Annotated in this window: 13 protein-coding genes; 6 read left to right on the top strand and 7 right to left on the bottom strand. The window is 47.6% G+C overall.

Annotation, left to right across the window (positions count from 1 at the left end; translation table 11 throughout):
- The 5 genes from G604_RS0110120 to G604_RS0110100 form a co-directional block, all read left to right on the top strand.
- Window positions 1-296 (top strand): transposase (locus G604_RS0110120; RefSeq protein WP_028910468.1); only part of this gene is annotated, 296 nt, incomplete at its 5' end.
- Between the two features lie 129 nt (window positions 297-425).
- Window positions 426-1,091 carry an MgtC/SapB family protein gene (locus tag G604_RS0110115; RefSeq protein WP_028910467.1) on the top strand — a complete coding sequence of 222 codons (666 nt, stop codon included), beginning with the start codon at window positions 426-428 and terminating at the stop codon, window positions 1,089-1,091.
- 89 nt (window positions 1,092-1,180) lie between these two features.
- The gene (locus G604_RS0110110; protein WP_036905321.1) at window positions 1,181-1,561 is read left to right on the top strand and encodes a hypothetical protein; all 381 of its coding nucleotides are present in this window, start codon (window positions 1,181-1,183) and stop codon (window positions 1,559-1,561) included.
- Window positions 1,562-1,729: 168 nt separating this feature from the next.
- Window positions 1,730-3,808 (top strand): TonB-dependent receptor domain-containing protein, encoded by a 2,079-nt coding sequence (locus G604_RS0110105; protein ID WP_155941920.1) that lies wholly within the window; start codon window positions 1,730-1,732, stop codon window positions 3,806-3,808.
- 1 nt (window position 3,809) lies between these two features.
- Window positions 3,810-4,139, top strand: a complete 330-nt coding sequence (locus G604_RS0110100) for a heavy-metal-associated domain-containing protein (RefSeq protein ID WP_028910464.1) — start codon at window positions 3,810-3,812, stop codon at window positions 4,137-4,139.
- A 123-nt stretch (window positions 4,140-4,262) separates the two neighbouring features.
- On the opposite strand, the gene polA is transcribed toward G604_RS0110100, so the two are convergent.
- Window positions 4,263-7,028 (bottom strand): DNA polymerase I, encoded by a 2,766-nt coding sequence (gene polA, locus G604_RS0110095; RefSeq protein WP_028910463.1) that lies wholly within the window; start codon window positions 7,026-7,028, stop codon window positions 4,263-4,265.
- A gap of 87 nt (window positions 7,029-7,115) precedes the next feature.
- Here polA and G604_RS0110090 point away from each other — a divergent pair, with 87 nt between their 5' ends.
- Complete coding sequence (locus G604_RS0110090) at window positions 7,116-8,093, top strand: polyprenyl synthetase family protein (RefSeq protein WP_028910462.1); 978 nt, start codon at window positions 7,116-7,118, stop codon at window positions 8,091-8,093.
- Window positions 8,094-8,159: 66 nt separating this feature from the next.
- Here G604_RS0110090 and deoC read toward each other — a convergent pair whose 3' ends face one another.
- The 6 genes from deoC to mnmG form a co-directional block, all read right to left on the bottom strand.
- The gene (gene deoC / locus G604_RS0110085; protein WP_028910461.1) at window positions 8,160-9,107 is read right to left on the bottom strand and encodes a deoxyribose-phosphate aldolase; all 948 of its coding nucleotides are present in this window, start codon (window positions 9,105-9,107) and stop codon (window positions 8,160-8,162) included.
- 60 nt (window positions 9,108-9,167) lie between these two features.
- Entirely contained in the window at window positions 9,168-9,491 is a 324-nt protein-coding gene (locus tag G604_RS0110080) for a nucleotide pyrophosphohydrolase (protein WP_028910460.1), read from the bottom strand.
- A 23-nt stretch (window positions 9,492-9,514) separates the two neighbouring features.
- Window positions 9,515-9,967, bottom strand: coding sequence for a D-aminoacyl-tRNA deacylase (gene dtd, locus G604_RS0110075; protein WP_028910459.1), 453 nt, complete (start codon window positions 9,965-9,967; stop codon window positions 9,515-9,517).
- A gap of 71 nt (window positions 9,968-10,038) precedes the next feature.
- Entirely contained in the window at window positions 10,039-11,877 is a 1,839-nt protein-coding gene (gene uvrC / locus G604_RS0110070) for an excinuclease ABC subunit UvrC (RefSeq protein ID WP_028910458.1), read from the bottom strand.
- 134 nt (window positions 11,878-12,011) lie between these two features.
- On the bottom strand, window positions 12,012-12,542 hold the full coding sequence (locus G604_RS0110065; protein WP_028910457.1) for an adenine phosphoribosyltransferase: 531 nt from the start codon (window positions 12,540-12,542) through the stop codon (window positions 12,012-12,014).
- A gap of 195 nt (window positions 12,543-12,737) precedes the next feature.
- Window positions 12,738-14,654 carry a tRNA uridine-5-carboxymethylaminomethyl(34) synthesis enzyme MnmG gene (mnmG, locus tag G604_RS0110060; protein WP_028910456.1) on the bottom strand — a complete coding sequence of 639 codons (1,917 nt, stop codon included), beginning with the start codon at window positions 14,652-14,654 and terminating at the stop codon, window positions 12,738-12,740.
- Window positions 14,655-14,754: the final 100 nt, after the last annotated feature.

The raw sequence follows: 14,754 nt of genomic DNA, 5'->3' as shown, positions 1-14,754 counted from the left end.
GGCTGATAAACGATCTCCGAGCAATCTTTCGTACGAAGTCTAGCACCAAGGAGACTGCGAAGAAAGCGCTTGAAGGATGGTACAAGAAGGTCACCAAGTCTACCCTTAGAGAGATTAAATCCGTAAAACAGTCTATCCAGCACTACGAGGACGAGATACTCAATTACTTTATCAACAGAGACACTAATGCTTCTGCAGAATCGCTCAACTCCAAGATGAAAGCCTTTAGGTCATGCCTGAAGGGAATAAGGGATATACCCTTCTTTTTCTATAGATGTATTACCGTCTTTGGTTAGGCAGCGGCATCCGCCCGCCACGGACAATCCCCCTTGGGCCTGCATTTCAAAATTTATCTCTTGAAAATGTAGTCTGTATGGGATATTTTCGTATCTTTGTGTCATCACGTAAAATAAAACAGATTGATTATGAATACGGAATTTATTTTGAGAATATTCGTCGCCGCTATCCTCGGTGGTGCCATCGGACTGGAAAGGGAATACCGGGCTAAGGAGGCCGGGTTCCGTACACATTTCCTCGTAGGACTGGGTTCGGCACTCTTTATGGTGCTCTCAGAATATGGGGTGGGGGAGGTTCTCTCGGAATATGCAAAGACCTCCTTCGATCCCAGTCGTATCGCCTCGCAGGTTGTCACAGGTATCGGCTTTATCGGTGCCGGCACGATCATCTTCCAAAAGCATGTCGTACGCGGCCTGACGACGGCGGCAGGATTATGGGTGACGTCGGCCATCGGACTGACTTGTGGTGCGGGGATGTATGTCCTCGCTATCGCTGCTACGACGCTCGTCCTCCTCTGCCTGGAGGCCATGAACTTTATTCTTCGTCGTTTTGGAACAAGAGAGATAGAAGTGACATTTACCTCCACTACTCAGGATACGATCCAGACAGTCCTTAGTAAACTCGGGGATGCTAACGTGGAGATCGACTCCTATAATATGAAGCCGCAGGATGAGGGCGATGATAAGATCTATACGGTGACGCTGGAGATGAAGATACGCCGAAAGGACTATCAGGACCATATTCTCAGTTTCATGCGTGAGTTCCGTGGCGTGAGCGTGGAGAGTATCGAATAGATCTTTTCATAAAAATAATTAACAGATTGTAGAAATTCCAAAGAATTGTCGTAACTTTGCTGCCGAAGGTTATAAGAAAAAGGTTAAGAATGAAAAGGATCACCTCTATATTTGCTGCTTTGTTCCTCTCAGCACTGATTATCGTGTTGAGTGTGGGCTTTGTCGGCATCCATTGTGAGCATCTCGGTGATCTATCCTTAACGCAGATACAGAAACTGGAACATGGCCATCAGGACTGTGCCCCGATGAAGAAATGTATGAAGGTGACGGTGTCGAAACTATCGCCTACACAGGTGTCTACACCATCCGTCTTCCATTTCCTCGTGGCCCAGCCGCTCATCGCTGTCTTGCCGGCACTGACCTCTCTGCCGGTTCTGCCGAGGCATCCTTTGGATACGTTCGTCAGTATGCGGACGCCCCATGCTCCGCCGAGGGCTTATCTGGCCTTTTTGCGCATACTCCGACTTTGATTTTTTTGACGAGGGAAAGGAACATAATAAATTATGTCCCTACAATTTTCGGATCATGATAAACCATGTTCCTACGTGGTTTATGTCCATTTAATATTATCGTCAAAACTTTCAAAGTATATCAATTCAATGAAGAAATTTTTATTTGCTGCTGTTCTTCCCGCCTTTATGCCGGGAGCAACCGTAGTAAAAGCTGATAATAACAATATCTCTGCCCTGCACACGGATAGTGTACAGGCTGATACCTCCACTGTCTATTCTGAGCATAATCTCGCCGGTGTAACGGTGACGCGCCGCAAAATGGGTATTACCCGTATTGGTGGTGCCATCGGTGGTAGTCTGATCAACCAGGACGAGCTTTTCAAAGCTGCCTGCTGTAACCTCGGTGAGAGTTTCACCACGAATCCTTCTGTCGATGTCAACTACTCAGATGCCGCGACGGGAGCACGACAGATCAAGCTCCTTGGCCTCAATGGCTCCTACGTACAGATGTTGACGGAGAATCTCCCGAATTTCCGTGGTTCCGCGGCCCCTTATTCTTTGGGTTATGTGCCCGGCACATGGATGAAGAGTATCCAGGTGAGTAAGGGCGCTGCCTCGGTGAAGAACGGTTATGAGGGTATCACGGGACAGATCAACGTGGAATATCTCAAGCCGGAGGACGAGACTGGCGGTACCGTTAACCTCTATACCGATACTGATGGGAAGTTTGAGGCCAACGGTGAGGGCAATATCCATCTGTCGAAGAAACTCATGACGAATATCCTCGGCCATTTCGAGAACAGTGGCGGTGCCCACGACATGAATATGGACGGATTCCAGGATAAGCCGAATATTCGACAGTATAACTTCCAGAACCGCTGGCTTTATAAGGACAGCCGTTATATCATGCATGCCGGTGTCGGACTAATTAAGGAGGACCGTCGCAGTGGTCAGAACCTCAAGGAACTCTCCGATGATATGAAGGTGAAGATGAGTAATGAGCCGCTCTACCGTATTGGGATCAGTACGGATCGCTATGAGGGATATATGAAGCATGCTTTCATCCTTGATCCGTCGCATGGTACAAATATCGCGTGGATGACTTCGGCAGACATGCAGCTCATGGATGCCGGTTATGGTTATAAGCATTATACGGTGAATGAGAAGAATGTGTATTCCTCGTTGATGTTTGAGCATAACTTTACTCCCGAACATAATATCTCCCTTGGTCTGAGTTATGTACATGACTATCTCGGTGAGGGCTTGGGTACACGCGCTGTTGCCGGTGTCACTCCCGTAGACTTTGCGCCGAATGCTCTCGCTACCGTTAAGGATAACGACAAGGAAAATGTGTTCGGCGGTTATGCGCAGTATACCTATAATCTTCATAACAAAGTCATCGCCATGGCTGGCCTGCGTGTCGATCACAGCGACCTTTGGGGGACGTTCGTTACGCCGCGTTTCCACTTGAAATGGCAGGCTACCGATTGGTTCGGACTGCGTCTCTCTGCCGGTAAGGGTTATCGTACAGCTCATCCGTTGGCAGAATACAACTATTTGCTCGCCAGCAGCCGTACGCTGAATATCGGATCACTGAAGCAGGAGAGTGCCTGGAACTTCGGCTTCATTGCCAACTGGAACATCCCTCTTTTCGGAGAGACGCTGCTTCTGAATACGGAGTATTACTATACCCGTTTCCAGAACCAGACAACGGTGGATTTCGACTCTGATCCTCATGCCGTGACGATTGCCAGCAACGACGGGAAGAACTATTCCCATGTCTTCCAGATTGACGCCACTTATCCGCTCTTCAAAGGAATGACCATGACGGCAGCCTATCGCCGTAACTTCGTACATGAAACGTATGGGAATGTTACGCTCGAGAAACCGCTGCAGAGCCGCTATAAAGGTTTGCTGACCCTGTCGTATAAGACACCGCTTGGTCTCTGGCAGTTTGATGTCACCGGTCAGTTGAATGGCGGTGGTCGCATGCCGAAGCCCTATACCCTCGCTGACGGTTCGAAGAGTTGGAATGAGACCTTCAAGGCTTATCCGCAACTCAATGTGCAGGTAACGCGCTGGTTCCGCCATTTCTCCATCTATGCCGGTGGTGAGAATCTGACGAACTACAAGCAGAAGAACCCCGTCATCGACGCGATGAGTCCTTGGGGATCGCAGTTTGATACAAACATGGTCTATGGACCAATCCATGGTGCCATGGGATATATTGGAATACGTGTAAACTTAGGTAATAGATTAAAGTAATATGAAAAAATTCATGCTGATGATGGTCATGCTGATGGTGTCAGTGATGACCTTTGCTAAGGACTACAAGACGGTAGTCTTCACGACAACGCCGCAGATGCACTGCGAGAATTGTGAGAACAAAATCAAGGGTAATCTCCGCTTCGAAAAGGGTATCAAGGAGATCCAGACGAGTGTGCCCGACCAAAAGGTCACCGTGACCTATGATCCTGCCAAGACGACGCCAGAGAAGCTCTGCAAGGCCTTTGAGAAGTTCGGCTACAAGGCTCGTGTCCTGAAAGATGGCGAGAAGGTCGAGATGAATAAGGATGAGAAGTGTGATTTGATGTAAGTATCGCCGTATATATTTGATGATTGTAATTTCGTATATACGGTAAGTATTATAAAAAAGAATCCGGGAATCCATTTGCAGTTATGGTTTCCCGGATTTATTTTTATGTGTCCCCTGGTTATTCTAATGTGCCTCTAGCCAGTTCTTTCCCCAGCCGGCATCGGCGATGAGGGGCACTTTCAGCGTGTAGGCATGTTCCATCTCTTCCAGGACAATTTTCTCCACTTGCCGCTGCTCATCAGGATAGACGGAGAAGTTAAGTTCGTCGTGCACCTGAAGAATCATTTTCGAACGGATATGCTCCTGTTGGAAACGACGGTAGATGCGGACCATGGCCACCTTGATAATGTCGGCCTCACTGCCCTGGATAGGGGCGTTGATGGCGTTACGCTCAGCGAAGCCACGGACAGTACCATTCTTACTGTTGATATCGGGGAGATAACGGCGGCGGTGGAAGAGCGTCTCGACGTATCCTTGCTTGCGGGCGATCTCCTTGGCCTGTTCCATATATTCCTTGACTTTCGGGAAGGTCTCGAAATAGCCTTGGATGAGCTCGCGCGCCTCTCCGTTGGGGATCTCCATGCGTTGTGCAAGACCATAGGTGGTGATGCCATAGATGATACCGAAATTGGCCTGTTTGGCTTTCTTACGTTCGGCGGGCGTGACCTCCTCCATCTTCTTATGCCAGATTTTTGCAGCTGTGGCAGCATGGATATCAAAGCCTTCGCGGAACATCTCGATCATATTCTCATCGCCACTGAGATGGGCCATGATACGCAGTTCGATCTGACTGTAGTCAGCACTGAAGAATAGACAGCCAGGCTCGGGGATGAAGCATTTGCGGATCTCCTTGCCGTCGTCGGTACGGACGGGAATGTTCTGCAAGTTTGGATCGGATGAGGAAAGGCGTCCCGTGGCGGTGAGGGCCTGGTTGAAGGACGTATGGATGTGTCCCGTTCGCTTGTTGACAAGGGTAGGGAGGTTATCGACATACGTCGAGAGGAGCTTCTTCATGCCACGGTAGTTGAGAATATTCTCCACGATAGGATTCTTCGCCTTCAGACTCTGCAGGACTTCCTCGGAGGTGACATACTGGCCTGTACGGGTCTTCTTCGGCTTTTCCATGATCTGCATCTTCCCGAAGAGAATCTCACCAACCTGCTTCGGACTGGAAATGTTGAATTGCTCTCCGGCTTCCTCATAGATCTTTCGCTCGTATTCCTTCATCCGGTCTGTGAAGATCCGGGAGGTTTCTGCGAGTGCTTGCGTGTCGAGGCAGACACCCGTATGCTCCATATCGGCGAGGACATAGATGAGTGGCATCTCGATATCGTGGAAGAGGGACTCGACATTCAACTCTTTCAACTTTGGCTCTAATACGTTTTTGAGTTTGAGTGTCACGTCAGCATCCTCGGCGGCATATTCATAGATATCTTTAGGATCAAGGTCTCGCATATTTTTCTGACCTTTGCCTTTCGGACCAATAAGTTCCTCGATGTGAATCGTGTGATAATGGAGATATACCTCAGCCAAATAATCCATGTTGTGATGAAGCTCTGGCTGGATGAGGTAGTGGGCAATCATCGTGTCCCATAATGGTCCTTTGACTTCAATGCCGTAGTTCTTCAATACCTCGATATCGTATTTAATGTTCTGACCGACCTTGAGAATATTCGGGTCCTCATACAACGGCTTAAAAATTTCCAAGGTCTTGAGCGCTTCCTCGCGATTAGGAGAGATGGGAACGTAGTAAGCCTCGTTTTCCTTCACGCTAAAGCTTAAGCCGACCAATTCGGCGTCGATGGCGTGCGTTGACGTTGTCTCCGTGTCTAGACTGAGAGTTGAAACAGTCGCGATTTTTGAGGCGATTTCCTTCTGATCTTCCTCATTATCAACAAGATAATATTGATGAGCTACCGTTTTAAGGCTCTCAAAATTCGCGAATTCTGAATCATTCGACTCATTGGTCGTAAATTCGGCAAAGAGAGACGGTTCTAGGTTAACATCTTTTTTATTTTTCTCTTGTTTGTTAAGGATTCGCTTTTTGAAGCTGTTCATCTCGAGTTCGGTGAAGATCTGGTCGAGTTTCTCCTCGTCGGGTTTCTCAATCTTTAAGTCATCGAGCTGGAAGTCGGGTAGGGGTATGTCGGTCTTGATCGTCGCGAGGAAATAACTCATCTTGATATCCTCAATGGCTCCCTCTACTTTCTCCTTCTGTTTGCCTTTGAGCTGATCGGTATGTTCCAGGAGTCCTTTGACACTACCAAACTGGTTGATGAGTTTCACGGCAGTCTTTTCGCCGACACCAGGACAGCCCGGGAAGTTGTCAGCACTGTCACCCATGAGCGCCAGGATGTCGATGACCTGTTGGGGCTTACTGATGCCATATTTGGCTTCTATCTCTTTCTCACCAATCACCTCATAGTTTCCGCCTTGCTGAGGACGGTACATATAAACATTCGGGCGGATAAGTTGGCCATAGTCTTTATCGGGTGTGAGCATATAGGTCTCATAGCCGGCCTTGCCTGCCTCGGTGGCAACGGTGCCGATGACATCATCGGCCTCGAAGCCTTCAGCTTGCAGGATAGGGATATGGTAAGCATTCAAAATATCCTTGATGATAGGCACACTCTTGCGTATGTCTTCCGGTGTGGCTTCACGCTGGGCTTTGTAGGCGGGAAAGGCCTCATGGCGGAAGGTTTTACCGCAATCGAAGGCCACGCCGATATGTGTGGGTTGTTCTTTCGTCAATACCTCGTTAAGAGTGTTACAGAAGCCCATGATGGCTGATGTGTTCAACCCTTTGGAATTGATGCGTGGGGAACGTATTAGTGCATAGTAAGAGCGGAAAATGAGCGCGTAAGCGTCGATGAGAAAGAGTTTCTGCATAGTTTTTTCTTTTTGAATGTGTAAAATTACTAATTTTTTGTCAGACTTCCCGATATTTTCATTAATTTTGTAACAAATTATCGAATCATGGACTATTTATCAGTTATCAGACAACCCATTGAGCATGAATTGAAGGACTTCATCCATCTCTTTAATGAGAGTATGAGTCATTCCGACGGTCTTCTTTCTCAGGCCTTGCAGCATATCCGCAATAGGGCCGGTAAACGGATGCGCCCGATGCTGATCCTCCTGATGGCCAAGAACTTCGGGAAGATCAGTGATATCACGCAGCATGCTGCTGTGGGACTGGAATTGCTGCATACAGCCTCTCTGGTTCATGACGATGTTGTAGATGAGAGTACTGAACGTCGCGGACAGGCTTCTGTGAATGCTACCTATAATAATAAGGTGGCTGTGCTGGTAGGTGATTATATCCTTTCTACGGCGCTGCTATATATTTCCCGTACCCATTCTGAGATTATCGTCCGTTATCTCTCTGAGCTCGGTCAGACGCTTTCTAATGGTGAGATACTTCAACTCTCGAATATTCAGAATGAGGAGATCTCAGAGTGTGTATACTATGAGGTGATTAAGAAAAAGACGGCTGCTCTCTTTGAGGCTTGTGCTGCCATTGGCGCTGAGAGTGCCGGAGCTACGCAGGATGATGTGGATGCAGCCCGTCTGTTTGGTCAGAATCTCGGTATTATCTTTCAGATTCGGGATGATATCTTTGATTATTACGACAGTAAGGCTATTGGTAAGCCCACCGGTAATGATATGGCAGAGGGTAAGTTGACTCTGCCAATTATCTATGCTTTGAAACATGGTGATAATCCGAGTATGACTGAGTTGGCTTATCGTGTGAAGAATCGTAATATTGATGCTGCCGGAATTGCTGAACTTGTTGATTTTGCGAAAGTTCAGGGTGGTATCGAGTATGCTGACAAACGGATGTGGGACTTCCATAAAGACTGTATGTCTTTTATAGATCAGCGTGTAAAAAATGACGAAATCAAAGAAGCATTGAAGGCTTACCTTGATTTCGTTATTGAAAGAAATAATTAATGAAGGCGGTCTCTTGACCGCCTTTTTTGTATTCTGGCGGAACATGATCAATCATGTCCCTACAGATTAGAAGTATTTGACTTCTTTGCCAAGGATCTCACTGAGTAGCAGATTCGTCAGACGGCTGGTACCGAGACGGAACCAGTAGTTGGTCATCCATTTCTCGCCACAAATCTCTTTTAAGATCGTGTAGTAGATAATGGCGTCCATGACCGTATTAATGCCGCCAGCAGGCTTTAAACCGATCTGTATGCCCGTTTTATCATAGTATTCCTTGATGGCCTGACACATGACGTATACAGCCTCCGGAGTGGCACTGACTTTCTCCTTGCCTGTGCTGGTCTTGATATAGTCAGCGCCGGCATACATACTCAGCAATGCAGCCTTCTTTACATTACTTAGATTGCCAAGATCCCCGGTCTCAAGGATTACCTTCATCGGTACTTCGCCACAGCAGGCTTTTAACTCACTGATATCGTCGCACATACCCTCGTAATCGCCGCTGAGGAACTTTCCTACCGGCATGACGATATCGGTGTTTGTGGCTCCGTCGGCGACGGCGAGAGAGGTCTCTGCGATCTTTACTTCGATGCGACTCTGACTGCTGGGGAAATTTCCCGTGACATTCGTGATCTCTACGCCGTCCACCTCAAGGCTGTTGGCGATGAGATCCGTGAAGACAGGATATGCGCAGATGGCTGCGACATGCGGCAGATCGGGATAGAGGCTGTCAAACTTGTTGACTTTTTCGGTCATAGCTAGAATTTCCTCTTCGGTATCTGTCGTGTGCAAAGAGGTGAGCTCAACACTGCCGAGGAGGAATTTTCTGACTTCCGGAGTATCATTCTGAGGTACTTTCTCAGCGATAATTTTCTTCACGGCTTCGCGTACTTGGGCCTCATCAACTTCAGTGTTGTACTGCTCTAACGCCTGATCATATTTGCTTTTTTCTTCTGCTTTTTTCTTGTTCTGGTCGGCAATATCCTTCAGAACGGTTCCTTTAATACTTTCCATTTTCTACTATTTTGTTTGACTGCAGATAGGGTAGAGAGCCCCTTATCCGCTTGTTTGGGTTTATTGTAATTTTTGATTGTTGAGATGTCGTGTGGAATCCCGACGGGTCTTCTTTTCCATGTTCTTACGGAACTCTTCTGTAAGGTTGACCCCTGTCTGATTGGCCAGACAGATGAGTACCCAAAGCACATCCGTTAGCTCTTCTCCGAGGTTCGCTTTATCGCCTTCCTTGAAACTTTGTTCGCCGTATTTACGCGCAATGACACGGGCGACTTCTCCGACTTCTTCTGTCAAGCAAGCCATATTGGTGAGAATATCAAAATATCTCACACCGTATTTTTTGATCCACTGGTCGACCATTTCCTGGGCTTCCTGGATGGTTATTGCTTCATTCATCTTTGCTCGTTTTATTCCCGATTTTTACTGTCCATGCAGATCGTTACGGGACCGTCGTTGATAAGGGCGACGTCCATCATGGCGCCAAACTCTCCCGTTCCCACCTCTTTGCCGAGGCCTTTACTGAGCTTGTGGCAGAAGGATTCGTAGAGAGGGATGGCTGTGGCGTGTCCGGCGGCGCGTATCCAACTGGGCCGGTTTCCTTTCTTGTAGCTTGCGTATAGCGTGAACTGACTGACGACGAGAATCTCACCGTTTATGTCTATTATACTTTTGTTCATCACTCCCTGTTCGTCGTCGAAGACTCTCAGTCCGATGACTTTCTTGACAAGCCAGTCGACATCTTCTTCTGTATCTTCCTCGCAGACACCGACAAGGATCATATAGCCTTGTTGGATGGCTGACTTGACTTTTTTATTGATTGTAACGGATGCTTTCCGTACACGTTGTATGACTATTCTCATGTTGCAAATATAGTTATTTTTTTTGAATTCTCATCAACCATTTGCTTTTTTTGTAAGAAGAACCTGATAAGTCATTTCCCAATTTTGCGGAAATGTTCCGTAAGGATTTTAGCTTTAGATGGCCCGATAACTTTTGTTAGTTCTTCCTCTTTTGCCTCTTTTATTTTCTTGACGCTTTTAAAGGCTTGTAGAAGAGCTTCTTTTGCCTTTGGACCGATTCCCTTGATGTCGTCTAGTTCACTGTGTAGGGCGTGCTTGGAACGCTTGTCTCGGTGGAAAGTGATCGCATAGCGGTGTACCTCGTCTTGAATTTGTGTGAGAACCTTAAATAGTTCGCTCTTTACGTCAATACCAACGGTCTGAGGAGGGAAACCAAAGAGCAATTCGTTTGTTCTGTGGCGATCATCCTTAGCCAGACCGGCGATGGGTATATGGAGGTGTAATTCGTCCTCGACGACCTCTCTGACGACGTCCATCTGTCCCTTACCGCCATCGGTGATGATGAGGTCGGGGAGGGGTGTCTTCTCTTCGATCATTCTGTTGTATCGACGGCGAACAACCTCTTGCATGGAAGCATAGTCGTCAGGCCCCACAACAGTCTTGATATTGTATTTGCGATAGTCTTTTCTTGAGGGTTTCATCCCTTTATACACGATGCACCCGGCAACAGCATCGGTGCCGGAGATGTTGGAGTTATCAAAACATTCTATTTGATAGGGTAGTTTCTCGAGTTGCAGTTTTGTCTGCAGTTCTTTCATCAAGCGCGTCTGTTTCTGCTCCGGATTCAGTTTCTCTGCCTGTTTGAGACGGTCGAATTTATACTGTTTTCCGTTCATCTCAGAGAGCTCGAGAAGATGGTGCTTGTCACCACGCTGAGGGATGAAAAACACTGCGTCTTTCAGCTTCCAACTCATCTCGAAGGGCACGATGATCTCTTTAGCCGTACTGTGGAACCGCTCTCTGATTTCCGGTATGGCTTGCATGAGCAAGTCCTCGTCTGTCTCATCCAGCTTGCGCTTATACTCATAGGTGAAACTTTGGTTGATTGTACCGTTCTTGACGTGGATATAATTGATGTAGGCATTTCTTTTATTCTCGTCATCTACGATGCTGAAGACGTCCTCGTCGGAGATCGTCCAACTGACCACCTCGCTCTTTGTCACGAAATCCTGTAGCAGCAGATAGCGCTTTTTCAGTTCCTCAGCCACTTCGAACTTCATGAGAGACGCGTTTTTCATCATCAGGTCGTAGATTTTCTGACTAATCTCTCGTGTGTTGCCTTTTAGGATCTCTCGCGCCTGACGGATATTCTCTTGATATTCTTCATAAGAGATCTTGTTGATACAAGGCGCATAACAGTTGTTAATATGCCACTCAAGACAAGGTTTGTATTTTCCTTGTTCGATACCCTCTTTTGTGAACACAGTACGGCATGTCCGTGGCTTGTATACACGATGGATGATATCCAGTACGGCATACATGGCGGAAATGTGCGGATAGGGGCCAAAGAAGGTGCCGAAGCGCTTGTTGATCTGTCGTGTCTTGAAAATACGAGGAAAGTACTCATTGGTGACGCATATGCTAGGATAAGTCTTGCCGTCCTTGAGCAGTACATTGTATTTGGGTTTGTATTTTTTGATCAATGCATTCTCTAGTAGAAGAGCATCTTCCTCCGTGTTAACCACAGAGTAGGAGATATCCCAAATCTTTGACACGAGAACCTTCGTCTTGTATCGGTCTACTTCCTTATGGAAATAGCTCGAAACACGACGTTTCAGACTCTTAGCCTTCCCCACATATATGATATTGTGGTCTTTATCGTAAAACTGGTAGCTTCCAGGCTTCTCGGGCATACTGAGTACGATGCTCTTGCAGTGGGCCAGACGGGCTTCGTTTTCTTCTTTAGTCATAGTTTCACGTGAAACGAATGGTTGCGGTTGGGGTGAGAGTTCCTAATAAATATGATTGTGTTTATCTCTTCTCCTTCATTCTTTGCGTGGCCGCAACATGGCGGCCACAGACAAGGGTATGGCCAAATCTTTAATCAAAACTGTAGGAGGGAGGATATCTCTACATCAGGATCGAAAAGTTTACGACTCTCTGGGAACTCACTATGCAGTTCAATGATGAAGTTACAGTAGATTTTCTTTGGATGGAATTTCTTGACGAGGTTACAAGCTGCCTGCATCGTTCCGCCGGTAGCGAGGAGATCGTCATGGAGGAGAATGACATCATCAGAACTGATGGCATCCTTATGGATTTCGATGGTATCCATCCCATACTCTTTGGCGTAACTCTCTTGTACGGTCTCGCAAGGCAGTTTACCGGGTTTACGACAGAGTACGACACCAGCGCCGAGCTCTACGGCAACAGCTGAACTCATCACGAAGCCACGGCTTTCAATACCTACGATTTTTGTGATGCCCTTGTCGTGATAAAGTTCTACCATTTCGTCCTTGATTTCTCTCAAGGCTTCAGGGTTTTTAAACAGGGTTGTAACATCTCTGAAGTTTACTCCCTTGATGGGCCAATCTGGGATACAACGCAGATTGTCCAGTAAGATTTGTTTGTTCATTTTTATTGTCGTTTTACTTCAAGTTTTACGTTTTACTTGAATCGTTAATTGTTTGATATATTTTATTTTAACCTCTTTACTGTTTCACGTGAAACAATATCTTCTAACGGGTTTTGTTTCACGTGAAGAGCGAGAATGATAACCAGTGGCTGGCGGTTGTGGGGCATAATAAATCATGTCCCTACGGTGGGGAGGCTACCGCCCCATGAGGACGAGGAGGACATTGATGTCGCTTGGGCTCACACCGGGAATTCTGCTGGCCTGTGCGAGGGTGTCGGGCTGTATGCGTTCCAACTTCTGTCGGCCCTCGGTGGAGATTTCTTTGATGTCGGCATATTTGAAATGTCCGCGGATTTTGATGTTCTCCAGTCGGTGCATTTTGTCTGCCACGATTTTCTCTCGGTCTATATATCCTTTGTATTTCATTCTCACTTCTGCTGCTTCGGCAATCTCTTCTGTTCGCTCTCCGGTCGTGACGAAAGACGTGCCGTCAACAGTCATGGAGCTTTGTCCATTCTTATCGATAGCTTCTTTCAGTCCGGGAATGATGTCTGAGAGAGCTTTCAGTGTGAGATGAGGACGAGCAACGAGCTCGCTGATCTTACAACCGAAACGCAGTGGGGTAGTGCCTAGGTGTTCGAGAGCCCCGTTGACATCTTTAGGATGGACGGTTGTCTCCTGGCAGAAACGGATGATCCCTTCGATTCCAGCCTTTTTTTTCTTCCACCAGTCGTAGCGGTCTCGTTTTGCCAATCCGAGTTCGTAACCTTTCTCTGTGAGTCGTGCGTCTGCATCATCCTGTCGGAGGAGGATGCGGTATTCGGCTCTGGAAGTAAACATCCGATAGGGTTCATCGACACCCTTTGTGGTGAGATCGTCAATCAGTACGCCGATATAGCTTTCATCACGATTCATGACGAAGGGCTCACTTCCGCCACATTTCAGTGCAGCATTGATTCCCGCAATGGTTCCCTGTCCTCCGGCTTCCTCATAACCGGTAGTTCCATTCACCTGGCCGGCGAAAAAGAGATTCGAAATAATTTTCGATTCCAGCGAGTGATAGAGTTGTGTCGGATCGAAGTAATCGTATTCGATGGCATAGCCGGGACGATAGATTTGTGCGTCGCGAAGAGCGGGTATATGATGGATAGCCTCCATCTGAATGTCTATCGGCATACTGGATGAGAAGCCGTTCAGATACATCTCGTTGGTGTCTTCACCTTCTGGTTCTAGAAAGAGTGGGTGCTCATCCTTGTCGGGGAATGTAACGAGCTTTGTTTCGATGCTCGGGCAGTAGCGTGGCCCTGTACTCTTGATTTGTCCGTTGAAGAGCGGGGAGTCAGCGAGGCCACTGCGAAGTATATCGTGGACGGTCTTGTTCGTGTAGGTCGTCCAGCATGAGAGTTGTTTCAGTTGGCGGTGAGGGCCGAAGTAAGAGAACTGGTGAAAGCCTTGGTCACCCTTCTGCTCCTCCATATCCTCGAAATGTACACTCCGTTTGTCGATACGTACGGGAGTGCCCGTCTTCATGCGTGCGGAACGAATGCCCCAATGCGTGATACTCTCTGTGAGGTGATGCACGGCAGGCTCTGCGCAACGGCCACCCTCTACCATTTTCCGGCCGACATGCATCAGTCCGTTGAGGAAGGTTCCGGCGGTTATGATGGTGCATTTGGCGCGCAACTCCACGCCCCAAATTGTACGTACGCCGACGGCCTCGCCATTCGCTACAAGTAACTCGTCGGCCTGGTCCTGCCAGATATTCAGATTCGGGGTGTGGTCAAGGACGGAACGCCACTGCCAGATGAATCGTCCGCGGTCGCATTGGGCACGAGGACTCCACACGGCGGGTCCTTTACCGATATTCAGCATGCGGAACTGGATAGCAGTAGCATCGGTGACGCGCCCCATCTCCCCACCGAGGGCATCGATTTCGCGGACGATCTGTCCTTTAGCGATACCCCCGACGGCTGGGTTGCAACTCATCTGTCCAATCTTGTTCATGTCCATCGTGACGAGGCAAGTTTTTGCGCCCATGTTGGCAGCTGCTGTAGCTGCCTCGCAACCGGCATGTCCTCCTCCGATGACAATAACATCAAAGTAAAATTTCATTTCGTTTTTTGATTTTCACCGCAAAAGTAAAAAATTAAATTCAAATTTTGCCGAAAATACTTTGTATAATCATTTTTTTATGGTATTTTTGCAACACAAT

Origin of the sequence: Prevotella sp. AGR2160 (assembly GCF_000424185.1) — a bacterium.
GTDB lineage: Bacteria > Bacteroidota > Bacteroidia > Bacteroidales > Bacteroidaceae > Prevotella.
Note: the sequence above shows the minus strand (reverse complement) of the source record. Positions and strands in the feature narration are given on the sequence as shown.